24 protein-coding genes and 1 tRNA gene are annotated in these 24,069 nt (G+C 63.4%); 13 read left to right on the plus strand and 12 right to left on the minus strand.

What is annotated here, in order from left to right:
* Positions 1-24: 24 nt before the first annotated feature.
* Genes M2337_RS13865 through M2337_RS13875 form a run of 3 tightly spaced genes read right to left on the minus strand, consistent with a single transcriptional unit; the run spans position 25 to position 2,592 of the window.
* Positions 25-693: an ABC transporter ATP-binding protein gene (locus M2337_RS13865; RefSeq protein ID WP_264570720.1), complete on the minus strand. Its 669-nt coding sequence runs from the start codon at positions 691-693 to the stop codon at positions 25-27.
* Positions 690-1,505 (minus strand): ABC transporter permease, encoded by an 816-nt coding sequence (locus tag M2337_RS13870; RefSeq protein ID WP_264570721.1) that lies wholly within the window; start codon positions 1,503-1,505, stop codon positions 690-692. Before M2337_RS13870 ends, M2337_RS13865 begins: the two co-directional genes overlap by 4 nt.
* The gene (locus M2337_RS13875; RefSeq protein WP_264570722.1) at positions 1,495-2,592 is read right to left on the minus strand and encodes a hypothetical protein; all 1,098 of its coding nucleotides are present in this window, start codon (positions 2,590-2,592) and stop codon (positions 1,495-1,497) included. Before M2337_RS13875 ends, M2337_RS13870 begins: the two co-directional genes overlap by 11 nt.
* 347 nt (positions 2,593-2,939) lie before the next feature.
* Here M2337_RS13875 and M2337_RS13880 point away from each other — a divergent pair, with 347 nt between their 5' ends.
* The 4 genes from M2337_RS13880 (at position 2,940) to M2337_RS13895 (ending at position 6,608) form a co-directional block, all read left to right on the plus strand.
* A complete protein-coding gene (locus tag M2337_RS13880; RefSeq protein ID WP_264570723.1) occupies positions 2,940-4,166 on the plus strand; it encodes a polysaccharide biosynthesis/export family protein in 1,227 nt (408 codons plus the stop codon).
* Between the two features lie 253 nt (positions 4,167-4,419).
* The gene (locus M2337_RS13885; protein WP_264570724.1) at positions 4,420-5,403 is read left to right on the plus strand and encodes an agmatine deiminase family protein; all 984 of its coding nucleotides are present in this window, start codon (positions 4,420-4,422) and stop codon (positions 5,401-5,403) included.
* 23 nt (positions 5,404-5,426) lie between these two features.
* A complete protein-coding gene (aguB, locus tag M2337_RS13890; protein ID WP_264570725.1) occupies positions 5,427-6,293 on the plus strand; it encodes an N-carbamoylputrescine amidase in 867 nt (288 codons plus the stop codon).
* Between the two features lie 24 nt (positions 6,294-6,317).
* Positions 6,318-6,608 (plus strand): putative quinol monooxygenase, encoded by a 291-nt coding sequence (locus tag M2337_RS13895; protein WP_264570726.1) that lies wholly within the window; start codon positions 6,318-6,320, stop codon positions 6,606-6,608.
* 24 nt (positions 6,609-6,632) lie between these two features.
* Here the strand turns inward: M2337_RS13895 and M2337_RS13900 are convergent, their stop codons facing one another.
* Both M2337_RS13900 and M2337_RS13905 read right to left on the minus strand, forming a co-directional pair.
* Positions 6,633-7,580 carry a phytanoyl-CoA dioxygenase family protein gene (locus M2337_RS13900; protein ID WP_264570727.1) on the minus strand — a complete coding sequence of 316 codons (948 nt, stop codon included), beginning with the start codon at positions 7,578-7,580 and terminating at the stop codon, positions 6,633-6,635.
* A gap of 47 nt (positions 7,581-7,627) precedes the next feature.
* Positions 7,628-8,311 (minus strand): uracil-DNA glycosylase, encoded by a 684-nt coding sequence (locus tag M2337_RS13905; protein WP_413716204.1) that lies wholly within the window; start codon positions 8,309-8,311, stop codon positions 7,628-7,630.
* A 23-nt stretch (positions 8,312-8,334) separates the two neighbouring features.
* On the opposite strand from M2337_RS13905, the gene folK reads away from it, so the two are divergent.
* Together folK and M2337_RS13915 are read left to right on the plus strand one after the other, a co-directional pair.
* On the plus strand, positions 8,335-8,874 hold the full coding sequence (gene folK / locus M2337_RS13910; protein WP_264570729.1) for a 2-amino-4-hydroxy-6-hydroxymethyldihydropteridine diphosphokinase: 540 nt from the start codon (positions 8,335-8,337) through the stop codon (positions 8,872-8,874).
* A gap of 74 nt (positions 8,875-8,948) precedes the next feature.
* Positions 8,949-9,024: transfer RNA gene (locus M2337_RS13915), tRNA-Lys, on the plus strand.
* A gap of 324 nt (positions 9,025-9,348) precedes the next feature.
* On the opposite strand, the gene fabG is transcribed toward M2337_RS13915, so the two are convergent.
* Positions 9,349-10,089: a 3-oxoacyl-[acyl-carrier-protein] reductase gene (fabG, locus tag M2337_RS13920; RefSeq protein ID WP_264570730.1), complete on the minus strand. Its 741-nt coding sequence runs from the start codon at positions 10,087-10,089 to the stop codon at positions 9,349-9,351.
* Positions 10,090-10,109: 20 nt separating this feature from the next.
* Positions 10,110-11,045, minus strand: a complete 936-nt coding sequence (gene fabD / locus M2337_RS13925; protein ID WP_264570731.1) for an ACP S-malonyltransferase — start codon at positions 11,043-11,045, stop codon at positions 10,110-10,112.
* Between the two features lie 150 nt (positions 11,046-11,195).
* On the opposite strand from fabD, the gene M2337_RS13930 reads away from it, so the two are divergent.
* The 4 genes from M2337_RS13930 (at position 11,196) to rplI (ending at position 13,942) form a co-directional block, all read left to right on the plus strand.
* Complete coding sequence (locus tag M2337_RS13930; RefSeq protein WP_264570732.1) at positions 11,196-12,470, plus strand: chloride channel protein; 1,275 nt, start codon at positions 11,196-11,198, stop codon at positions 12,468-12,470.
* A 183-nt stretch (positions 12,471-12,653) separates the two neighbouring features.
* Positions 12,654-13,082 (plus strand): 30S ribosomal protein S6, encoded by a 429-nt coding sequence (gene rpsF / locus M2337_RS13935; protein ID WP_181560055.1) that lies wholly within the window; start codon positions 12,654-12,656, stop codon positions 13,080-13,082.
* A 13-nt stretch (positions 13,083-13,095) separates the two neighbouring features.
* Entirely contained in the window at positions 13,096-13,320 is a 225-nt protein-coding gene (gene rpsR, locus M2337_RS13940) for a 30S ribosomal protein S18 (protein ID WP_181560056.1), read from the plus strand.
* A 13-nt stretch (positions 13,321-13,333) separates the two neighbouring features.
* Complete coding sequence (gene rplI, locus M2337_RS13945; protein ID WP_181560057.1) at positions 13,334-13,942, plus strand: 50S ribosomal protein L9; 609 nt, start codon at positions 13,334-13,336, stop codon at positions 13,940-13,942.
* 104 nt (positions 13,943-14,046) lie between these two features.
* On the opposite strand, the gene M2337_RS13950 is transcribed toward rplI, so the two are convergent.
* Both M2337_RS13950 and folE read right to left on the minus strand, forming a co-directional pair.
* Positions 14,047-14,817, minus strand: coding sequence for an SDR family oxidoreductase (locus M2337_RS13950; protein ID WP_264570733.1), 771 nt, complete (start codon positions 14,815-14,817; stop codon positions 14,047-14,049).
* Complete coding sequence (gene folE / locus M2337_RS13955; protein ID WP_264570734.1) at positions 14,814-15,419, minus strand: GTP cyclohydrolase I FolE; 606 nt, start codon at positions 15,417-15,419, stop codon at positions 14,814-14,816. Before folE ends, M2337_RS13950 begins: the two co-directional genes overlap by 4 nt.
* Before the next feature lie 359 nt (positions 15,420-15,778).
* Here folE and M2337_RS13960 point away from each other — a divergent pair, with 359 nt between their 5' ends.
* The 3 genes from M2337_RS13960 (at position 15,779) to M2337_RS13970 (ending at position 20,189) form a co-directional block, all read left to right on the plus strand.
* Complete coding sequence (locus tag M2337_RS13960) at positions 15,779-16,987, plus strand: acetyl-CoA C-acetyltransferase (protein ID WP_264570735.1); 1,209 nt, start codon at positions 15,779-15,781, stop codon at positions 16,985-16,987.
* A 159-nt stretch (positions 16,988-17,146) separates the two neighbouring features.
* Entirely contained in the window at positions 17,147-19,327 is a 2,181-nt protein-coding gene (locus M2337_RS13965; protein ID WP_264570736.1) for a 3-hydroxyacyl-CoA dehydrogenase NAD-binding domain-containing protein, read from the plus strand.
* Between the two features lie 268 nt (positions 19,328-19,595).
* Complete coding sequence (locus M2337_RS13970; RefSeq protein WP_264570737.1) at positions 19,596-20,189, plus strand: glutathione S-transferase family protein; 594 nt, start codon at positions 19,596-19,598, stop codon at positions 20,187-20,189.
* A gap of 15 nt (positions 20,190-20,204) precedes the next feature.
* Here M2337_RS13970 and M2337_RS13975 read toward each other — a convergent pair whose 3' ends face one another.
* From M2337_RS13975 to M2337_RS13985, 3 genes are read right to left on the minus strand one after another with little or no spacing between them, the layout of a single operon-like run.
* Positions 20,205-21,629, minus strand: coding sequence for an ATP-binding protein (locus M2337_RS13975; protein WP_264570738.1), 1,425 nt, complete (start codon positions 21,627-21,629; stop codon positions 20,205-20,207).
* Positions 21,626-22,708 carry a hypothetical protein gene (locus M2337_RS13980; protein WP_264570739.1) on the minus strand — a complete coding sequence of 361 codons (1,083 nt, stop codon included), beginning with the start codon at positions 22,706-22,708 and terminating at the stop codon, positions 21,626-21,628. Before M2337_RS13980 ends, M2337_RS13975 begins: the two co-directional genes overlap by 4 nt.
* A 33-nt stretch (positions 22,709-22,741) precedes the next feature.
* The gene (locus tag M2337_RS13985; protein WP_264570740.1) at positions 22,742-23,971 is read right to left on the minus strand and encodes a hypothetical protein; all 1,230 of its coding nucleotides are present in this window, start codon (positions 23,969-23,971) and stop codon (positions 22,742-22,744) included.
* Positions 23,972-24,069: the final 98 nt, after the last annotated feature.

Consider the following 24,069-nt stretch of genomic DNA (forward strand, 5'->3'; position numbering starts at 1 on the left):
ACTAGGATCGACATCTGTGCACAGTCAGAATGTCTGCGGCTCGCTCAATACCTGCTTATACTGAGCATACACTTCATCAAAGTCATCAAACTCTTCGATCACACCGTCTCGAAACAGCAGAAATCTATCGCATGTTCCCTTAAGATATCGGTGGCTGTGGGAGACGATCAGCATGGCTTTGTCTTTGCGTCTCTCCATTAATTCAACCTTGCACCGCTCCCGAAAAGTCTCATCGCCGACCGCCATCACCTCATCCATAAGATAGCAGTCAAAATCGATCGTCATGGAGATAGCAAACGCGAGCCGGGCCCTCATTCCCGAGGAATATACGGCCACTGGCTCATACAGATAGGAACCCAGTTCGGAAAAATCTTTGACGAACGCCAAACGGTCCTGAAAGTCGACACCGTAAATCCGGCAAATGAAGCGGAGATTATCAATCCCAGTCAGTTTGCCATGAAAGCCACCGGTGAAGGCGAGTGGCCAAGATACGCTCATGCTGCGCTCGACCGTGCCCGATGTTGGCGGTTCGGCACCGCTGATGATGCGGACCAGAGTCGACTTTCCCGCGCCGTTGCGTCCAAGAATACCAACACGCTCGCCCGGCAGGATCGTCAGGTTGATCCCCTTGAGGATCGTTCTCGTTCCTGCGTTGGACGGATACTGTTTCGTTACATTTGTCAGCCTTATCATTCGTCGGCCGTTACCAAGCGACTCGATCTTACCAGACCGAGGCCAAAAAAGGTCAGTAGAAGGTTAAAAACAGCTACATATTCCATGTCGTAATGGGCTGTAATTTTCGAGCCGAAATAGCCCTCTCGAAGAAACTCTATGCAGTTCAACATAGGCAGGTAGAGCAAAATCTCACGCATCCGTTCGGGAATACTGTCAGCGAGAAAGGCTGCGCCGGAAAATGGGAACAAAAAATACGAGAAAGGCGGCCAAATCCTCTCAACCAGGTCAGATCGCTCCGAAAGCGAGCCAAGCACTAGAGCGAGTCCAACGCCAAACCAACCAAGCATTAGCCAGCCGCCGAGAACTTGGAGGGCATCCTCCGGTGGCAACAACCATTCGAATGTCCAGAAACCGATGCCGAGAATCACAAAGCTGGCGGAAGTGCCGCCGAACTCCAGTAAAAGACGAGCGGCGTAGACATCCGTTGTCCTGACAACCCGATGAAATAATAGGGATGTATTGCTGTGGATCGCTCGGATACATCGATTTGGCATGTTCCGCCACATCAGCAAGGAGGAATAGCCAGTCAGTGCGAACGCAACGATGGGTAAATCCGAACCGTGGACGGAACGTGTCGCCGTCCAAACGATCGTGATTACGATCGTGAAAAGCATGGGTTCCACAAAAAGCCAGAGAAATCCGATGTTGTTGCGCCCGTAGCGCGTTAACATCTCCCTGATCAGAAGGGCATGAAGTACGCGTCCCTGAACAAACAGTCCGGCTCTGAAACTTGTCGGATCGAGATTACTGATCGTATTGTTACTGTGCATGTTCTTTGATACCTGCTACGAGCATCGATGCGATACCCCATGCGACCAGACCTAAAGCAAGCGTAGCGAGAATACCGCGCAGACGCCGCGGCTCAAGCGGCGCATCAGGCTTGTTAGGTAGTGAAATCCGTTCAACATACACCTGCTGCCGCCGCGCTTCATTTTGAGCGTCCTGCAATGACGCCAGCGCCGCGGCTACCTGCTTTTCCGAAAGCTCCTGCTCTAGGAAGTATTTTTGATACTGAACGGCACTCGCCGCAAGCGAGCGATTGCCGCCGGTCAGTGTCCCCATCATTTTCTGAATTTCCTGCTCGAGACTCGCGTTCCTATCTTCGAGGCTCTTGATTTGCGGATTGAGTGGGGTGAGCGTGCGTAATTGGCTGAGTTGGGTCCGGGTCACGATGATCTCGTCCTGAAGCTTGGAGATCATCGCCATCTGTGTGGTCGCCTGCAATTCGGGATCTATCACACCTTCCCGATTCCGGTAGGCGGCGAGCGCTAGCCCGGCCTGACGCGCGCGATCCTGTGCTTCATTCACCTCAACCTGCGCAAAACGGATCATGTCTTCCCGGCCTCGCAAGTTCATTTGATTGATGGTCTGCTCAGCCATATCGAGCAGTTGGGTATTGATGCGGTAAGCGTCTTCGGCTGTATAGGCGCGAACGGTCAGAGTAGAGATTGATGTAACCACATCGCTGTCGACCCGAACGCGATTCATATAATATTTGAACAGATCTTCAAACGACCCACCGTTGAACCGATCAATGATCGATATATCACCTCGCACGAAGGCCTTCTCAAATGCGCCATTCTTGTTGATCGCAGCGAGTGCGCCGCGAGATTCGACGAAGGACTTGGCGGCATGGGCTTCCTCCCCGGCGCTGGCGAAACCTGCGGAGGCTAAAACCAAACCGAGCCCAGACGTCGCCGCTTTGTCAGGACTGCGGACCACGTAGCGCGATTCGGAAATATAGACGTCAGAAGCAATAACCCCGAAGTAAATAGTGGAAACTAAAACCGGCAATATTACGAAGATTGCAAAAAGTCTATCAACCTTCTTAAAGTAACTGGACAGTCTAATCGCCATAAGAGAATCTTTTACCTTGGTTACGGTGTCGGCCCACCATCAAACCGGGCGGCCTAGTTGCGCGCAACAGGCCGAATTTGCAATCGCAAAAGCTCTCAGCTCGACGGCGTCTGCGGCGCACTTTCTGATGACCGCCAGCCCCCCCTCCCAATCGCCGCTTCCTTGACCCAGTCCGTGGGCCCGGGACTACGAACGTTTGCCCGGCCCTCTTCCGCTTCGCAACGGCTGATCGACTCCTCCCAAGGATCGGGACAGGACATGACCCATCCACTGCCCCATGTGGATTGATCCGGCTGCATCAGCGCTCTAGATGCACGTCACGCCTTCATAAACGGACGACCACAGAAATGACCGTTATCAGTTCAAACGTCAGTAGCATCCCGTGTCACAAAATAGGTCCTTCGATTGCCGCTTTAACCATGGTTATGATTGCCCTTGGCGGTTGCAGTTCGCTGGGCAGCAGCGGTCCGAGCACGGGGAAGGTTGTTCGCAGCAGCGCGTCCACCGTCAGTGACGCCGATATTCGCGTTATCGAAGTGAATGATGATATTGCCCGGCGCCTGCTCGCCACGGCGCAACCAACGCTGTTCTCCGATGTTCTTGGCGATGGTGCGCCCTCACGAACCGTCATCGGGCAGGGCGACGTACTCTCTGTGACGATATGGGAAACGCCGCCAGCCGTTCTCTTCGGAATGCTGGGAGCCGGTTCCGTTGCCTCGGCATCCTCGACAGGCATCACTACCGGGCTTAGTACCGATATGCCGCCGCAGATGGTCGATGACCGAGGGCTGATAACCTTACCTTTCATCGGCACCCTTCGAGCAGCCAACAAAACCCCGAGGCAGCTCGAGGAAGAAATCAGAACTCGCCTTGCAGGAATAGCGAACAGGCCGCAGGTCATGGTCGGCATGTCGCGGAATGCTAATACCAATGTCACTGTGGTCGGAGAAGTCAATCTGAGCGCGCACGTGCCCCTCACACCGCGTGGCGAACGCCTGCTGGACATAATCGCTAGCGCTGGAGGGGTTCGCCAGCCGGTTAACAAGACGATGATCCAGATCACTCGTGGATCGACCGTTGTAGCATTGCCAATGGACACGGTAATCCGGGATTCTCGTCAAAACATCCGCCTTCAGGCATCCGATGTCGTAACGGCGGTCTATCAACCTTATAGCTTTACTGCTCTCGGTGCGAGCGGAGCGAACGCCGAGATCGACTTCGAAGCAACCGGCATTTCCCTTGCTCAGGCACTCGGACGGATCAGTGGCTTGCAGGACAACAGAGCGGATGCCAAGGGCGTATTTCTTTTCCGCTGGGAAGATCCGGCTGCGTTGGATCCAACTCTTCTGAACGGCGCTCGGGCAGCGCCCAACGGCAAAGTGCCAGTCATTTATCGAATTAACATGACCGATCCCGCCACGTTCTTCATTGCCCAGAGCTTCCCAATCCACAATCGAGACATTCTGTACATTTCCAACGCGCCTGGTGTCGATCTTCAGAAGTTTGTGGGCGTCATCACGCAGACCACGTTCTCCGTCATCGGCATAACCAATGCCGTTACCGGAACCAACTGACGGCACAACTGTTAGCAGCCCGTTCAGATGCGTCTCGCCGGCGAGACTGATCGAGGTTGACTTGGCGCAAAAATTCTATGGCTATCCGTCACCACGCGCCCGATATGCATGATTATTGCCATGCAATGACAGAGGCTTATGAGAAAAATGTCACGATCCGTTGCTAGACTGACAATACTCCAGCCAAATATTTCGCCATTGGTTGCAAACCAAATCTAAGACGCACTCAATATGATCAGATGAGCAAGAAACCATGACGTTGCGCACTCCTGCCGAATGGGCGCCGCAAGAGCGCCTCTGGATCGGTTTTCCAGGCGATCCGACCGAATGGCCAACTGCCCTGCATCAGGCACAGGTGCAGGCTACGGAGTTCGCCAATGCTGTTGCAGATCACACCGAGGCCGTCATATTGCTCGCGCCAACTGCGAATACCGCCGATAGTGCCATCTCTCTTGCAACGAGCAATGTTGATGTCGTGCATCAGCCCTTCGGCGACATCTGGCTGCGCGACACCGGTCCAATCGGGCTCCTCGGCCCGAATGGCTCCCGCGCCCTCGTCGATTTCGATTTCAACGGCTGGGGCGGCAAGTTTCAGATGCCGGGCGATGAGGACATCGGCGCGCGCCTTGCCGCCACGACCGGCCTGCCCTGCCGTCACGTCCCCATCTTCCTGGAAGGCGGCGCGCTTGATACGGATGGCACCGGGCTCTTCGTGACGACCGAGCAATGTCTGCTCAACCCCAATCGCAACCCCACGCTGGATCGCAAGCAGATCGAGACGATCCTGGCCGGCACCCTTGGCCTGTCGTCCATGCTCTGGCTGGGTGATGGCTTGCTGAACGATCACACCGATGGACATGTCGACAATCTCGCCCGCTTCGTGGCGCCCGGCATTCTTGCCGTGCCGCAGGCCAGCAAAGGGGATGACCCCAACACCGCCATCTATGCCGATGCCACAGCGCGCGCCCGCGCCTATGGGCTGGAGGTCGCCGCAATGCCGTCGGTCGGCCGATACGAGATTGACGGGCACATCGTGCCAGCGAGCTACATGAACTTCTGCATCACCAACGGCGCCGTCATCGTGCCGCAATATGGCGCGGCCAATGATCAGGCCGCGCTGGATGCGCTCGCGCCATTCTTTCCGGGCCGGGCTATTGTCGGCCTGCCGTCCGATGCCATATTGCGCGGCGGCGGCAGCTTCCATTGCATGAGCATGCATCTGCCGGCCGCCGTCTGACCCCTTCCGCCGCAGGATCTATCATGTCTCATCTCACCGTCGCCGCGCTTCAGCTCGCCTTTTCGGAGGATGAGGCCGCCAATATCGCGCTGGTGGAAGAACATGTCGCCAAGGCCGCGGCGCGTGGCGCCAAGATCATCCTGCCGCCCGAACTGTTCGAGGGCCTGTATTTCTGCACGGTCGAGGATGAGGCCCTATTCTCCCGCGCCCGCCCGCTCACCGACCATCCTGCCGTGCTGGCGATGCAGAAGCTGGCCAAGACGCAGGGCGTCTACATCCCCACCAGCTTCTTCGAGCGGGATGGCCAGCACCATTATAACAGCCTCGCGATGATCGACGATCAGGGCGAGATCATGGGCGTCTACCGCAAGAGCCATATCCCGGACGGGCCGGGCTATGAGGAGAAATATTATTTTCGCCCCGGCAACTCCGGCTTCAAGGTGTGGGAGACGAAATATGGCACGATCGGCGTCGGCATCTGCTGGGACCAATGGTATCCGGAAACGGCCCGCGCCATGGCGCTGATGGGCGCAGAAGTGCTGCTATACCCCACGGCCATCGGCTCGGAGCCTTATGATGGCGATCTGAATACAAGCCGCATGTGGCGGCGGGCGATGCAGGGCCATGCCGTCTCCAACTGCATGCCGGTCGTCGCCGCCAATCGCATCGGCAACGAGCAGATCGCCGGCGCCACCGGCGAACAGAGCTTCTACGGCCACAGCTTCATCGCGGACGAATGGGGCGATCTGGTGGCCGAGGCGGAAGACTGGCAGACCGGCGCGCTCATCGCCACGCTCGATCTTGACCGCGCCCGCAAGCACCGCGCCGGCATGGGCTTTTTTCGCGATCGCAGGCCCGAGCTTTATGGACGGCTGGCACAGGATGTGTAACCATCGCTGCATAAGGAGATGTGTATGACCGTGGCTCGCCTCTACATCATTCCCGCCGCAGACGGCAAAAGCGCCGAGATGGAAGCGGCCCTCACGGCGCTGTCAGGCACGGTGAAGGCTGCCGATGGCTGTGAAGGCGTCGAGCTGATGCGGGACCTGGGCAACGAGCACCGCTTCATCTTCATCGAGAAATGGGCCAGCGAAGAGCATCATGCCAAGTCGCTCGCCTCGCTACCAGAAGGCGCCCTGGATGGCGTGCAGGCTGCCGCCGGCGGCCCGCCGGATGGCGCTTATTACGATTATCTGATGCGATAAACCCGGCGAGCGCGGCGGTGGCTTTCAGTCCCTCGCGTTCACCAGCCTCTTGAGCCGGGCCTTCAGCTTGGCGAGATAAGGCCGGTCAGCAATGTCTGCACCTTGAAACCTGCTTGGCTTGCGCTCTCCATCAACGACATTCGTGACATTGCGCAGTGCCAGCCGCCCAAGGGGTTCGTCCGAATAAGCCGGCGTGTAGTACACGCATTCGTCGAAGTAATAATGGGTCACCTGTGACCACCGGGTCCGCTGCCGATCGGTCTGCCGACTGCCGCCATGCAGCAGGTTGGCGCACCAGATGAGCGCCTGCCCCTTGCGGGCCTCGAACACTTGCGGCTGCACACCGCTGGCCGCGATCATCGCGTCCCATACCTTCTGATAAGGCGCCTGCGCCGACCGGAGTTCACTTCCCCACCCCTTCCGGTCGATGAGCACATTGTCGAGCAGTGGCCAACGGTGCGATCCCTGCACATAGACGAGCGGCCCGGCATCTGCGCCGACATCTTCCATCGCGAGCCAAACGCCGCACATGAACCGTTGGGGAATGCTCGAGAAATGCACAGCGTCCGTATGCGGCGCCTGCTGCGTCCCGACCCGAAAGTTCAATGTCTGAAAAGGAAAGGCCCGACGACCATAGAGCCTGCTCAGCAAGTCCAATATGTATTCGTTGGCGGCGATGGCTTTCACATCTTCATCGAAACGCCAGGCATCCTGAACGCGGGGACGACCGGAGGCAGGAGAGCCGCCGGCGGCCTGGACGCTACCATCCAGACGCGGGGCCAGTGCAGCCTTGATACGCTCGATCCGATCGTTGATCCCCTCATCGGGAAAATCGATGACAGCAAAACCGTTTTGATTCAACGCAATGGCGATTTCGCGCTCGTGGTCATCCAGACCCATCTTATCGATAATGTCAGGGAACACCGGGGATTCGACGAGGGGAATGCCCGGCAACAAAGGATCGGTGAACATGGCGCCCGCCTATCGTCAATTTTCACGCATCACAATGGACCATACGCCTATTGCTGGGCAGACATGCCATCCCGCAACGCCAGCGCCCGCTCGAAAACCGCCTCGAACATCTCCGCCGTCAGCCGCCCGGTGTTCGTATTGTAGCGCGAGCAGTGGTAGCTATCGATCAGCATGCGCCCATCGGGCATCCGGTGCTCGGCGAGATGCGCGAAGCGGGCCTTGGGCAGCCGTCCACCCAGCACTTTCACCGCGGATTGATGCGCGATCTGCCCGAGCGCGATGAAGATGCGCGCCTTGGGCAGCAACGTGACCTCCGCATCCAGAAACGGACGGCACGTGCGGATTTCCTCGGGGGTCGGCTTGTTCTGTGGCGGCAGGCATTTCACGCTCGCGAGGATCGCGCAATCCACCAGCTCAAGACTATCATCCACACGCGCGTCATATGTGCCACGCGAAAGACCGAATTTGTCGAGCGTGGCGAACAGGAGGTCGCCCGCATAATCGCCGGTGAACGGCCTCCCGGTGCGGTTAGAGCCATGTTTGCCGGGCGCCAGTCCCACCAGAACAATGCGTGCATCCGGATCGCCAAAGGCGGGGATTGGACTGTTCCACCAGTCCGGATACTCGATCCGACAGGCCTGGCGAAAGGCGACCAGACGCGGACATAGGGGACAATCGCGCGCCGGTTCGGCGCCGGGCACGGGGCTTATAACAGGACTGGTCATGGACATGCCCTGCGGATAGGCCCTGGCGGATGAACAAGGCAAGCATCCACCCTCTCGCGCGCGACCATCGGTCGCCGGAAACCGGCGAGCAGATCTACGCTGTTGGTATCGGCGCCAATCGTCCGATGGTGGGGATGCGCCCGCGCGACATCGTGCGCGCCGCCTTCGATGCCCTCGACTTCGCGCCCCTCAGCCTTGTTCGAGCCTCCCCCATCATCGACTCGCGCCCCCTGGGCCCGTCCGCGCGCACTTATGCCAATGCGGCAGCCATTGTGAGCACGAGGCTGCTACCGCTGGCGATGCTCGACCAGCTTCAGGCCATTGAGCGGACCTTCCATCGCCGCCGCCACCGCCGCTGGGGCGCGCGCACGCTGGATCTCGACCTGCTGCTCTGGTCTGGCGGCGCCGTGCGCAGCAAACGTCTGACCGTACCGCATCCGGCCATCGCAGACCGTGCCTTCGTCCTCGAGCCGCTGCGCGCGATCGCTCCGGATGCACAAGATCCTGTGTCCGGCCTCACCATCCGCCATCTGACCTCCCGCCTGCGCAAACCCACCCCAGCCAGATGATCGCGGCTGTAAAAGCCGCCAAGCCGGTTGACCGCCAGAGCCCGCACCTTTAGGGGATCGCGACACCCGCTTGGGGGCCCTTAGCTCAGTCGGTAGAGCAACTGACTTTTAATCAGTAGGTCGCTGGTTCGAACCCAGCAGGGCTCACCATATTCCACCGGTATTCCGTTTTTTGTCACAACCCTAGGCTTGGGCGATCCCCTCGCGAGATCGGCCACCACGGTTCGTGGGTTCAGAACTGAACAGCGCGTCAGTGCCAACGGAGAGCACTCACACAGCCGCCCCCACCAGCCCTCGCCACAAAAAAACGGCGACCTCTGGAAGGTCGCCGTTAAGGGGGTCCGCTGACCGGCGGGAGCCAGTCAGTGAAGGAATGATCGGCGCGGCATCGGGTTCCGCCTGCCGATAAAAAATCTCGCTCTGCCGTGATGACGAGCTCCAGATGAGCCGATCTCGCCAGAGACCGGCCAAAACTCAGATCATCGCCATGCCGCCATTCACATGCAGGGTCTGGCCGGTGACATAGCCCGCCTCGCGGCTGGCGAGATAGACCACCGCCGCGCCGATATCCTCGCCTGTGCCGAGCGCGCCGGCTGGAATGCGCGAGAGGATGGCGTCCTTCTGGGCGTCGTTGAGCGCGTCGGTCATGGCCGAGCGGATGAAGCCGGGCGCGACGCAGTTCACGGTGATGCCCCGGCTGGCCAGTTCCTGCGCCAGGCTCTTGCTCATGCCGATCAGCCCGGCCTTGGAGGCGGCGTAGTTGGCCTGGCCCGGATTACCGGTCACGCCGACGACGCTGGTGATCGAGATGATCCGCCCCGTGCGCGCCTTCATCATCGGCTTGGCGGCCGCGCGGATCAGGCGGAAGGCCGCCTCCAGATTGATCTTCTGGACGGTGTCCCACTCCTCATCCTTCATGCGCAGGATGAGGTTGTCGCGCGTGACGCCGGCATTGTTGATGAGGATATCCAGCTTGCCGCCCAGCGCCTCAACCGCCGCCGGCACCAGCGCGTCCACCGAAGCCGCATCGCTCAGGTCACACGGCACGCAGACGTGGTCGCCGCCCGACTCGGCGGCAAAAGCCTCCAGCTTGGCGACATTGCTGCCGGAGAGCGCCAGTCGCGCACCCTGCGCGGCCAGCGCCCGGGCCACGGCAGAGCCGATGCCACCGCTCGCGCCAGTGACCAGCGCGGTCATTCCATTGAGATCGAACATGATGCAGTCCCTCCTGTCTCTCACACGCGGCCGAGCAGCGCCTCGATGTCGTCCATCGAGATCACGCTGGTCACGGTCGCATCCGGCGCGATGCGCTTGACCATCGGGCCGAGCACCTTGCCGCCCAGCTCGACGAAATCGGTAATGCCCGCCGCCCACATGGCCGCGATGCTCTCGCGCCAGCGCACCCGGCCAGTGACCTGCTGGACCAGCAGATCGCGGATCGTTGCCGCGTCACTCACCGGCGCGGCCGTGACATTGGCATAGACGGGAATGAAGGCGCCGGGCGACTGCGTGTCCGCTAGCGCAGCCGCCATCGCATCGGCAGCCGGCTGCATCAGCGGGCAGTGGAAGGGCGCGGAGACCGGCAGCAGCACGCCACGCTTGATGCCATAATCCTTCACCAGCCCGATCGCGCGCTCGATGGCGCCGACATGGCCGGAAATGACGACCTGGCTCGGATCATTGTCGTTGGCGACGGCGCAGACTTCGCCCTCGGCCGCAGCAGCCGCGAGCGCCTCGGCCTTTTCGATGTCGGCGCCGAGCAGGGCAGCCATGGCGCCCTCGCCCACCGGCACGGCGGCCTGCATCGCCCGGCCGCGCGTCTTGAGCAGACGGGCGGTGGTCGCGAGATCGAAGGCGCCCGCCGCGCACAGGGCGCTATATTCGCCGAGGCTGTGGCCGGCCAGCGCATCCGCCTTGTCGCGGAGCACGATGCCGCCCTCCTTCTCCAGCACGCGCAAAGTGGCAAGCGCGTTGGCCATGATCGCCGGCTGGGCATTTTCAGTCAGGGTCAGGTCCGCTTCCGGCCCTTCGGTCATGATGCGAAAGAGATGCTGGCCCAGCGCCTCGTCGACTTCCTGGAAAATCTCGCGCGCCACGGGCGATGCAGCGGCCAGCGCCGACCCCATGCCCACGGCCTGACTGCCCTGCCCCGGAAAGATGAATGCACGCACGGCCCTGATCCCTGCTTGGTCTGTGAAGGCCTGCGCCCTAGTCCGGGGGGGCGCCCCGGGCAAGTCCTGTTGGCTTGACCGGCACGACGGCGCGCCTGGATGGACATTCGCCATTGTGCGCCCTGCTCACGGGGCATAGGGGAAGCCAGGATGTTAAAGCCACGGTTCTCCAACGCGATCGGTCGCGTGGACGCCCGCGTGATGCGGGGCCGCATCGGCGCGATCGGTGGCGCCTTGCTGCTCAGCCTCGTCGCGGTGCTGTTCGCCAAGCTGGGCGAGGCCGCACAAGGCGTGTTTACCGGCGTGGCCGATGCCTTTCCTTATGCGCCGCTGGCCATCACGCCCGGCCTGTTCGTCGCGGTGACCTATGTCACGCGGCATTGGTGCCCGGAGGCGCGCGGATCGGGCATTCCGCAGACAATGGCGGCGGCGCGTATGCCGGATCATCCACAATCCCGCCGCCTGCTCTCGCTGCGGACCGCGCTGTTCAAGCTGTTCGGCACGCTGGGGATGCTGCTCGCGGGTGGCTCAGTCGGTCGCGAAGGACCGACCGTGCAGATCAGCGCCGCCATCATGGCCGCGATGCAGCGCTGGCTGCGCGTGCCGGTTTCGGCCGGGGTTATCATTGCCGGCGGTGCGGCAGGCGTTGCCGCTGCGTTCAATACCCCGCTCGCCGGGGTCGCCTTCGCCATCGAGGAACTGGCCGCTGCCTTCGAGCAAAAGATTGCGATAGTGGTGATGGCCGCCGTGATGATGGCGGGCATCACGAGCCTGTGGCTCTCGGGCGATTACATCTACTTTGGCGCCATGCATCAATCGATGCCGATCTCCTCCATGCTGCTGCTGACGCCGGTCGCCGGGCTGGTCGGCGGCGTGGCGGGCGGCCTGTTCTCCCGCGCGCTGATCGCTCTTGCCTGGTCCCGCAGCCCGCTCACCCGCGCGATGCGGGCCAAGCCGCTGCTCGTCGCGGGCATTTGCGGGCTCGTCGTCGCCATCACGGGCATTCTCACCGCCGGAATCAGCTGGGGCACCGGCTATGAGACGACCCGCGCGCTGCTCGCCGGTGAAGAGGTGTCCTGGAGCTTCGGCCCCGCCAAGCTCGTCGCCACACTGGCCACGGCGCTGAGCGGAGCCCCCGGCGGCATCTTTGCGCCATCGCTCTCCGTCGGCGCCGGCCTTGGTCAGCTGCTGGGGCTGCTGATGCCGGACCAGCCGCACGGCGCCATCGTGCTGCTCGGCATGATCGGCTATTTCGCGGGTGTGGTGCGGGCGCCGCTCACCGCCGCCATCATCATGATGGAAATGACCGCAGACCGCACGATGATCCTGCCGCTGTTCGCTACGGCGATCTTAGCCAACTGGGTGAGCGGGCAGATTTGCAAGCCCAAGCTCTATCACGCGCTGGCCCGGCAGTTCCGGCCCTGATCGCTTATCGGCGAGAGCTGGCATTGCGCACTTGCCTTGCGGGCACTTTTCAGCCATAGGCCGCCCCTTCGCCGGGCAGGCTCTCGCTGCGCCCGCCGCGAAGCTTTGTTTGAGACGACAGCCGGAGGGGCATGCGCATGGGGCGTATGTCAGCAATCGGCCAAAAGACAGGACGCATGAACCATGCCCTATTATGAGCATGTCTTCCTTGCGCGTCAGGATCTGGCACAGGCCCAGGTCGATGCGCTCGCGGAAAATGCCACCAAGATCATCGAGGCCAATGAAGGCAAGGTGACGAAGGTGGAAAGCTGGGGTCTCCGCAACCTCGCCTACAAGATCGCCAAGAACCGCAAGGCTCACTACGTGATGCTCAACATCGACGCGCCGGCTGGCGTGGTCGCCGAGCTGGAGCGTCAGACGCAGATCAACGAAGACGTGATCCGCTTCATGACCGTCCGCGTTGAAGAGCTGGAGGGTGGCCCTTCGGTGATGATGCGCAAGAACGAGCGCGACCGTGAGCGTCGTGGTGAGCGCGGCGACCGTGGTGACCGCCCGGATCGCGGCGATCGCGCGCCCCGCCGGGACCGCGAAGAAGCCTCGGACGGCGAATAAGGAGACCTGACACATGGCACGCCCATTTTTCCGCCGTCGCAAGACCTGCCCGTTCTCCGCAAAGGACGCACCGCGCATCGATTACAAAGATGTGCGCCTGCTGCAGGGCTTCGTCTCTGAGCGCGGCAAGATCGTTCCCTCGCGCATCACGGCCGTCTCGGCCAAGAAGCAGCGCGAGCTTTCCCAGGCAATCAAGCGCGCCCGCCATCTGGGCCTGCTGCCCTACATCGTGAAGTAAGGAGGGCGGACCCATGGAAATCATTCTGCTCGAGCGTATCGAGAAGCTGGGTGCAATCGGCGACGTCGTAACCGTCAAGGACGGCTATGCGCGCAACTATCTGCTGCCCAACAAGAAGGCGCTTCGCTCCAACAACGCCAACAAGAAGGTGTTCGAGGCCAACCGCGCCAAGATCGAGGCCGACAACGCAGCCCGTCGTGACGACGCTGCCAAGGCCGCCGAGAAGGTCGATGGTGTTCAGGTCGTCCTGATCCGTCAGTCGTCGAACAGCGGCCAGCTCTACGGATCGGTCTCGGTCCGTGACATCGTGGAAGCACTCCACGAAGCCGGCCACACCAATGTGAGCAAGTCGATGGTCGTGCTGGAACGCCCGATCAAGACGCTCGGCCTGTTCGACGTGCGCGTCTCGCTGCACCCGGAAGTCTCCGTCACCGTTCAGGCCAACGTCGCACGTTCGCCTGAGGAAGCCGACCTTCAGAAGGACGGCGTGGACGTCATGGCCTCCATGTTCGAGAAGGACGAAGCCGGCTTCACCGAGGATTACGATCCCAATGCCGAGCCGGGCGAAATCGCGACCGAGGCTGCCGAGCCGGCTGCCAACGAGGATACGGAAGAGGCCTGAGCCCCTTCCCTCTGCAAGCTTTAGAAACCCCGCCGGACAGATCGTCCGGCGGGGTTTTGCTTTGGGGAGATCGGATCGGCCGTCACCGGGCGCTGCCGGGCGGTTCAGGTCTCCAGATGCAGAAAATCGCGCGCGTAACTGCGCATATGGGCACCGCCATCGACGATGATCGTCTGGCCGGTCACCGACTCCGCCCGCGCCAGGTACAGCACGGCCTCGCCCACGGCCTCCGGCGTCGGCAACACGCCGAGCGGCGCGTGGCTGGCGAGCCGCTCCAGTTGCTCGGGCGTATAATCATAGGTCGCGAGCGTCAGCCCCGGCGAGACGGCGTTGACCCGAATGGCAGGCGCCAGCGTGCGCGCCGCGATCCGCGTGAAAGCCTCCAGCCCCGCCTTGCCCAGCGTATAGGCGAGCTGGTCGCCATGCGGCTGGGCCAGGCGCTGGTCGAGAATATTGACGATCGAGGCGCCAGCATCATCGGGCCGGGCCGCGGCGGCAAAGGCCTGGGTCAGCAACACCGGCGCAACCGTGTTGACCTGATGATAATCGGCCAGCTGGCCGGCGCTGACATTGGCCAGCTCGCTCTCGCCGAACAGCGAGGCGCTGTTCACCAGCAGATCCGGTGCACGGCCGAAATGATCGATCACCGCCGGCATCAGCCCCTCGGCGGCCCCCGGCGTCAGGAAATCCGCGACGAAGCCATGCCAGCGCACGCCTGTTTCGGCGAGGCATTCGGACAGGAAGCGATGCGGCTCCGCATCATGCCGGCCATGGATCGCCAGCGCATAGCCGGCGCGCGCCAGATGCATGGCGATGCGCGCGCCGAGGCGGCGGTGCCCCCCGGTGACGAGCGCGAGCGGGGCCTGCGCCGTCATTTTACGCCCATGAGGCGCAGCACTTCCTCTCGGCTTTTTTCGTCGCGCTTGAACACGCCCATCATCCGGCTGGTGCGCATGATCGTGCCATGGGTGCGCACCCCCCGCCCGGTCATACAGCCATGGGTCGCCTCGATCACCACGGCCACGCCGAGCGGCTTGAGATTCTCCCAGATGCAGTCGGCGACCTGCGCCGTCAGACGCTCCTGCACCTGCAGGCGGCGAGCGAACGCCTCCAGCACGCGAGCGAGCTTGGAGATGCCGACGACATAATCCTGCGGCAGATAGGCGATGTGCGCCTTGCCGACGATCGGCGCCATGTGATGCTCGCAATGCGACTGGAACGGGATGTCGGTGAGCAGCACGATCTCGTCGTAGCCACCAACCTCGTGGAAAATGCGCGAGAGGTGATAGGCCGGGTCTTCGGCATAGCCCTCGCAATATTCCCGCCAGGCGCGCGCGACGCGCTTGGGCGTTTCAATGAGGCCTTCCCGCTCTGGATCGTCGCCGGCCCAGCGGATGAGGGTGCGGATCGCCTCCTCGACTTCCTTGGGAACGTCCGGCTTTGCCGGCTTGGGACTGAGTTCGTTCTGGCTGGCCATGCCTACCCCCGGGAAAAGGACAAGAAGACACGCGGGTGTGCATGTCGATATGCTGATGCGGCGCAGATAGGCCGTTGGAACTTTCTATTCAACCGCAGACGCCCGAGTCGGGCCGCTTGCGCCCAAAAGGGCAGCGCGGACTCGGCATGCACGGCTCGCCCTGGCGCTAAAGATAGGGAAATTATGCCCCGCCCGCGCACCTTCCGTTGACGTTAGGGTAAGGCCGAGGATTGGCGGATTTCTTGGGCTTGCATGGACCACGCAAGTGGCGAAGCCGGCAGCGAGCCCTTGCGCGAAGGCGATGGCATGGCCCATATCGGCCGCACCAAAGGCCCCGCCAGACCTATAGGAGAGCGACCATGGAAGCCTTCATCTATGATGCCGTGCGCACACCGCGGGGACGCGGCAAGCCGGACGGGTCGCTCCATGAGGCGACGCCGGTACAGCTAGCGGTCCAGGTTCTCCAGGCGGTGCGCGATCGCAACGCCATCGACACGGCGGACGTGGATGACGTGATCCTCGGCTGCGTCGCCCCGGTCGGCGAGCAAGGGACGGACATCGCCCGCATGGCGGTGCTGACCGCCGGCTATGCCGAGACCGTGCCGGGCGTGCAGATCAATCGCTTCTGCGCCTCGGGCCTGGAAGCGGTGAACATGGCCCTGGCCAAGGTGATCAGCGGCGAGGCGGAGCTGGCCATTGGCGGTGGCGTGGAGAGCATGAGCCGCGTGCCGATGGGCGCAGACGGCGGCGCCTGGGCCTCCGATCCCAATGTCGCCTATGCCAGCTATTTTGCGCCCCAGGGCATTGGCGCGGACGTGATCGCGACCAAGTTCGGCTTCTCTCGCGACGATGTGGATGCCTATGCGGTGGAGAGCCAGAAGCGGGCCAAGGCCGCCTGGGACGACAAGCGCTTCGGCAAGTCGATCATTCCTGTGAAGGATGTGATCGGCCAGGTGCTGCTCGACCATGACGAGCATATGCGCCCGGAAACGACGATGCAGAGCCTCGCCAGCCTCAAGCCCAGCTTTCTCGCCATGGGCGAGGAGATGCCGGGTTTCGACACCATCGCCCTACTCCGCTACCCGGAGCTGGAGCGCGTCAACCATGTCCACCATGCCGGCAACAGCTCCGGCATTGTCGATGGCGCGGCGGCTGTGCTGGTCGGCAGTAGGGCGATGGGGGAGAAATACGGGCTCAAGCCGCGCGCCCGGATGAAGGCCATGGCTTCGGTCGGCTCCGAGCCGATGATCATGCTCACGGGCCCGGAAAACATTGCCGACAAGCTCCTGAAAAAGTCTGGAATGTCGGTCAGCGATATCGACCTGTGGGAGCTGAACGAAGCCTTCGCCAGCGTCGTGCTGCGCTACATGCAGGCGATGGGGCTCGATCACAGCCAGATCAACGTGAACGGCGGCGCCATCGCCATGGGCCATCCGCTCGGCGCGACCGGGGCCATGGTGCTGGGCACTGCGCTCGACGAGCTGGAGCGCTCCGGCAAGGGCACGGCGCTGATCAATCTGTGCGTCGGCGCGGGCATGGGCACGGGCATCATTATCGAGCGGGTTTGAATCCAGAAGTCCGTTCGCCCTGAGTAGGGGCTGAGCCTGTCGAAGACCCGTATCGAAGGGTCTTTCCGTGGCTCGATCCTTCGATACGCCACTTCGACAAGCTCAGTGGCTACTCAGGATGAACGGAGGGAACAAAATTGAACGAGTCAGGAGGCACATATGGCTACGACCATCACGACCGAGATCGACGGCGACGGCATCGCCCTCCTCACCATCGACGTGCCGGGGCAGTCGATGAATGTCATCACGCCCGACTTCCTGACCGACTTCGCCGCCGCCATCGCGCGGATCGGCAGCGAAGAGGCTATCAAGGGCGCGGTCATCTGCTCCGGCAAGGACAGTGGCTTCATGGCCGGCATGGACCTCAAATATCTCTCGGCCATGCTGCGCGAGGCAACGAGCGGCGGCGCGGACATGACAGCACTGTTCGACAATGTCTTCACCCTCAACGACTTGCTGCGCAAACTTGAGACCTGCGGAAAGCCAGTCGCGGTCGCCATCGAAGGCACGGCCATGGGTGGTGGTCTGGAACTGGCGCTCGCCTGCCATCACCGCGTGCTCAGCAACAATCCCAAGGTGCAGATCGGCCTTCCGGAAATCCTTGTCGGCCTGTTCCCCGGCGGCGGCGGCTCGCAGCGCCTGCCCCGGCTGATCGGCATCCAGGGCGCGCTGATGTATATGCTGCAGGGCAAGAGCTGGCGCCCGGCCGAGGCGGCGGCGATGAAGGTCGTCGATGAACTGGCCGACCCCGGCCAGACCGTCGAAGTCGCCAAGGCCTGGGTGAAGGCCAATCCCGATGCCCACACCCAGCCATGGGACCTCAAGGGCTTCAAGGTCCCTGGCGGATCGGGCCAGTTCAACCCCGGCTTCATCCAGACAATGATGGCCGCGACGGTGATGACCACCAAGCAGACCCAGCGGAACATCCATGCGCCGCACGCCCTGCTCAGCGCGGTCTATGAAGGCATCCAGTTGCCCATGGATCGGGCGATCCGCGTCGAGAGCAAATATTTCGCCAAGGTGGTGGCCGATCCGCAGGCGGGCAACATGGTCCGCACGCTGTTCGTCTCCAAACAGGCCGCCGAACGCGGCGCGCGGCGTCCCGCTGGCGTCGAGAAGGCGCCGACCAGAAAGCTGGCCGTGCTGGGCGCCGGGATGATGGGCGCGGGCATCGCCAATGTCGCGGCGCAGGCCGGTATCGACGTGGTGCTGCTCGACCGCGATCTGGCCTCAGCGGACAAGGGCAAGGCCCATGCGCAGGCGCAGATGCAAAAGCGCATCGGCCGGGGCATGACGCCGGAGAAGATGGAGCAAGCCCTCGCCCGCATTACCCCGGCGGACAGCGTGGATGCGCTGCAGGGCTGCGATTTCGTGATCGAGGCCGTGTTCGAAGACCCGGCGATCAAGGCGGAGATCACCCAGCGGGTCGAATCCGTGCTGGGGCCGGACGTGATCTTCGGCTCCAACACCTCCACCCTGCCGATCTCCGGCCTCGCCAAGGCGTGGTCGAAGCCCGAGAACTTCATTGGCGTGCATTTCTTCTCGCCGGTGGAAAAGATGCCGCTGGTCGAGATCATCCTCGGCAAGGGGACCGGCGATGCCGCCGTCGCCAAGGCGCTCGATTTCGTCGCGCAGATCCGCAAGACACCCATCGTCGTCAATGACTCGCGCGGTTTCTACACCTCGCGCTGCTTTGGCACTTATGTGCAGGAAGGCGCGCAGATGCTGGCCGAGGGCATCAACCCCGCGCTGATCGAGAATGTCGGGCGCCAACTCGGCATGCCGGTCGGCCCACTCGCCGTCTCGGACGAGGTCTCCATCGAGCTGGCCCATAAGGTAACGCTCGCCGCGAAGGCAGCACTGGGCGATGCCTATGTGCCCGCGAAGGCCGATGATGTCGTCGCGCATATGGTCGAGATCGGCCGCCTCGGCCGCAAGAACGGCAAGGGCTATTATGATTATCCGGCGGACGACGGGAAAAAGGCGCTCTGGCCCGGCCTTGCGGCGGAGTTCCCCCGCGCTCTCAAACAGCCGACGCCGGCCGAGGTGCGTGAGCGGCTGCTCTACCGCCAATTGGTCGAATGCGCCCGCTGCTTTGCCGAGGGCGTGCTGGTGACGCCGCAAGATGGCGATATCGGCGCAATCTTTGGCTGGGGCTTCGCGCCCTATACGGGCGGCCCGTTCAGCGCGATCGACACGATCGGCCCCGCGAAGGTGGTCGAGGTTCTGGATCGGCTGACGGCCGCACATGGCGAACGCTTCGCGCCGCCTAAGCAGTTGCGGGACATGGCAGCGCGCGGCCATGGCTATTATGACGGCGCGCAGGGGAAGGCCGCCTGAGATGATCGCAGGGCGGTCACTCAGGAGCATCGGGTCGCCCTGTACCCTCCCCCCTTAAGGGAGAGGGAGGCGCAGGCTTGGCAGCGTGCTGCCTTAGTCGAAGCTGGGAGAGGGGTAAGCGATCCAAAGGATCGCGCGGATCAAAGATCCGCCACCCTCATCCAACTGCGCCTAGCCGCTCATAGCGGCAAGGCTCCGTATCCTTCTCCCCCAAGGGGAGAAGGATTAAGCTTGTCACAGCCTTTGCCGGCATCACGGAGGATCACCCATGCTCACGCTCTACATCGCCCCCGGCGCCAGTTCGATGGCCCCGCACATCGCCCTCGTGCACATCGGGGCGCCGTTCGAGCTACGTTCGCTCTCCTTCGCCAAGCGCGAACAGGCTGAGCCGGCCTATCTCGCGATCAACCCCGAGGGCAAGGTGCCGACCTTGGTCACCGAGGAGGGCACGTTGACCGAAGTGGCGGCCATCCTCTTCTATCTCGCGCGGCGTTTTCCCGAGGCCGGGCTGCTGCCGAACGATGCCATGGACGAAGCGCAGGCTCTTTCCTGGATGTCGTTCGCCGCGTCGACGCTGCATCCCTCCTTCATTGCCGGGCAAGAGCGCGCGGAGGCCGCGCTCGAACAGGCCGAGCATCGGCTGGCGGGTCAGGAGTGGGCGGTAGGCGGCCGGCTTTCGGTGGCCGACATCCACCTTTTCCGCCTGTTCTGGCGGATGCGGCACACGCTCGCCCTGCCAGTGGAGAACTGGCCGGGCCTCACCGCTCATTATGACCGGATGATGGCGCTGCCAGCCGTTCGCAAGACCTGCGAGATCGAACAGTCGATCGGCTATGAATTGCGAGGTCTGCGGATGCCCTGAGCAGGCAGCCTCCGCTCAGGCGTCAGCCCAAACCGGCAGATCGAGCGTGAAGCGGGCGCCCTGCCCCAGCGCGCTCTCGACGGTCAGATCGCCGCTCATCGCGCGGGCAAGGCGGCGCGAGATATAAAGCCCCAGTCCGCTGCCATCCCCGCCGGAGAGGCCCAGTCGCTCGAACCGCTCGAAAATGCGCTGGTGATCGGCAGGGTCGATGCCGCCTCCCTGATCCGCAACGACAACGCGGGCGCGCCCGCCCTCGCTATCGACGCGGACCCAGATGGTGCTGTCGCGCGGGGTATGCCGCACCGCATTGCCGATGAGATTGACGAGAATCTGCAGCACGCGGCGATACTCACCGCAAGCCATGGCGCTCTCGCCCAGCGGCGGTGTCTGGATACGGATGCCGCGCTCGCCGGCACGAACATGCAGCAGGCCGGCGGCTCGGCGCGCCAGATCGGCCAGATCGACGCGCTCCTTCGCCACCCGGAAATCGGGGCGCTCAATGGCGTGAAGATCGGATAGGTCATCGACCAGATCTAGCAGATGGCGGCTGGCCTGGGCGATGTCCGCGCCATAGCCTGCATATTCCTCGCGCAGTTCACCATGGGCCTGCGCGGCAATGCTGCCGGCATTGGCGATGATCCGCCCGATCGGCTGGCGCAGGGCGCGGTCCAGCCGGGGGGCGAAGCCGGCATCGAACATGCCATCGCCAAAGAGATCGTGGATCTCCGCCGACGGCGCCTCTGCCTCGAGGCGGGGTTCCTGTGCGGGCTGGCTCTCCTGCGGCACGGCGCGGCCGCGATAGCCCATCAGCGCGCCATGCTCATCGAACAGCGGCTCGCCGGATATGCGATAGGATACGGCATCGTCGGCCCGCAGGCGCGCATGCTGGTCCGTAAACGGCATGCGCAGCGCCAACGCCTCGACCAGCGGCATCGGCGACACATCGTCCGCAATGATCGCATCGAGGCGGAAATAGGCCGTCAGCGGCTCGCCATCGCGGGGCGGCTCATGCCCGATGGCGGCGGCCTCGGCAGCGACCTGCCGGAAGCGCAGTTGCGTATCCACTTGCCACGGCCAGCCCGGCTCGGCGGGCGGCAGACGGCGCGCCATCAGCACGCCCAGTTCACCGGGCCATTGACGCGGAGCGCGCACCTGCCAGTCGACGATGGACATGGAATAGCCTTCCGCCTCCGGGCGGATCTGCACCCACATGCTGAGATCGGCCTCGCCCTGTGCAGCCTGCACCGCGCGGGAAATCGGTATGCGCAGCCGCGCGGCGAGGCGGACGAGCGCGGCCAGCGCAGGAATGGCGAGCGGCCCATGCGTATCGCCGCCTGCATCGGCCTGCAACCGCGCAAGCGGCGCGTCGGCCGAGATGATGCGGCCGTCGCCGTCCAGCCGCGCCAGGATTGGCTCCGTGCCGGGGGGCGCGACTGTCATCGGCCGTCCAGCAGAGCCAGCTTGTCCGCCAGCGCGCGCGGGTTCATCCGGTCGAGCAGCCATTGCATGGCCTGTTCCGCGTCAAAGGCGCGGTAGCCCTCGACAAACGCGACGAGCGCGGCATCGCCCCCTTCGGCGAGACCGGTGACCGGGCCGAGCATCTCTGCGACCTGAAAAGCGCCGGGATCGTCCACGCCCATGACCCGCAACAGGGCGAAGCGATCGCGCTCCTGCGGGCCGATCAGGGCCTGCAGCACCTCGTCCAGCGCAATGCCGCCTTCGCACTCCACGATGGCGGCGAAGAGCAGCAGCCGTGCTTCCGCCAGCGCGTGCGGGGCGACGGCGAAGCGCTGATCCGAATTAAGCGCACGCGCGCAGCGGCGGGCCTGCGCGATGGCACCCTGCCCTTCATCATGCCGGGCAATCAGCCCCTCGGCAGCGCGCGCAATGGCCGTCGTCAGCATGGGATCGGTGCCGGCGGCTTGTGCGCTGCTCCCGTTGACCAGCAGCGCCGCGACGGTCCACACGAGATCGTGATAGAGCTCGGCCGGCAGATCCGGCAGCATCGTCGCGTCGAGCAGCATCGGCCCGCACCAGTTGCGCTCCGCCAGCGCGAGGCCTGCCAGGGCGTCGAGATAGCGGCCATTGTCGCTGGCCTCGCTCTCCAGCCGCGAACGATCGCCATGGCGACCCTCGAGCCGATATTGCCGCATCAGCAGCGACACGCAGGCACGATGACGCAGATGGCGCAGCAAGTCCGGCGAAAGCACGGCGATGTCCCGCTCGATCGCCTGCCGCGCATAACCGGCATCGGGCATAGCGGAGATCGAAGCCACGGGCTCGCGGGCCAGTCCGGCGACCAGCGCCTGCTCGACCGCGTTCATCAGCCCGGCAAGATGGATACGCGTTTCGGCCAGCAAGGCATCGGTCCAGCGGCCGGGCGCATCGTCGGCCAGCCGCGCGAGATCGGCACCATGGCGAACCTCCAGCGCCAGCCCGCGAGCAAAGCGCGCGGCAAACACCGCGCCTTCCCGCTCGCCGCCATGGCGTTGCTGAACCGGTTCACCCACGCCCGTCATGCCCCATCCCTAGCCAAACAGGCTTAACAGGCCCTAAAATTCGGACCTTCCCACATGGAACAGTCGCGCGGCCAGCAGACCGGCCAGAACCCAGCCGAGCAGCGCAAAGGCTATTCCCACATAGCCGACGATAACGCCGGCCAGCACCATCAGCAATGCCGCCGGGACGCCGGGACGAAGCTGCACTTCCCAAAGCGCGGTGGGCGGCGTTCGTTCCGACCCGAAGGTGAAAAGAGTGAGGAACAGCAGCACGAACAGCACCGTGGTGAGCGCCAGCGGATCCGCTCCTGCCGCCCGCAAACCGGTCATGCCGAGCAGCAGCAGCGCGCCGCCCTGCACCAGCGCCAACGGCCAACGCCGACCAGTCGCCCGCAGGGTCAGCTGGGCATAACGATTTGCCAGCGCCGCGATGCCGAGCGCCGGCAGCATGAGGAGCAGCGCCGGAAAAGCCCATCCGCTGAGCCCCACTGCCACACTGCCCGCGCACAGCAGCACGGCAAGCAGCGCGATATGCGCCGGTTCCGCCTGCCGGTGCATCAACTCGCGGAGCAACGTACGCGAGAGCGGCGCAAGCAAGGCCGCAACGCCGCCGCCATCGCGCCAGCTTGCGTCGGGGGCGTAATCGCTCAGCGCATTCAGCGCCAGATCGGCACTGGACTGATCGGTGAGGAAGGCCAGCCGCCCCTGCAGCACCGGCTCGGGCGGCAGCATGATCCGCTCCACGCCATCCTGAACGGCGCGACGGAGCAAGGTGAGCACCAGATCCCACTCGCCCAGCATATCCAGCGTTGCGAGCAGCCGTGCCCCGGAAACACAGAACGCCCCGCCCCACATGCTGCTGGCATCCAGCCGCTCGAAGCTGGCCGTGCTCGCGCCCGAGGGCAGCACCAGCACCGCCTCGCCCCCGCTGATCGTCAGGGCGTCGAGCGCTTCTGAGGGGATCACCGCGCCTTCCGCCATCAGCAGAACAAGGTCTTCCGGCCCAATCGTGCGGGCCAGTTCCGGCATGTCGCGCACGACGCTTACCGGGCAATCGGTCTCCCGCGCGATATGATCGGCCATGCGGGTGAGGCCGGGCAAGTCCGCCTCGGCCGCCGCCGCATCGGCATGGATGATGAGCTTTTCCGCGCCCGCGCCAAGCGCCAGCCGCGCCTGATACTCGATGAGGCTCTGGCCGCCAAAGTCCAGCAGCGCCGATGACACGGGCGACTGCAAACCGTCCCGTGCGGCATTGCGCGCACTGAGCAGAGCGACCAGCACCATGGATGCTACCTAGAGACCGACATTCGACACAGACCATCTGTCTGGCAATGCGGTGGCCCGATTGCAAGGCCCCCATTTCGACACAGGGGGATGCCGTG

This window comes from Sphingobium sp. B2D3A, from assembly GCF_025961795.1.
In the GTDB taxonomy this organism is placed as follows: Bacteria; Pseudomonadota; Alphaproteobacteria; order Sphingomonadales; family Sphingomonadaceae; genus Sphingobium.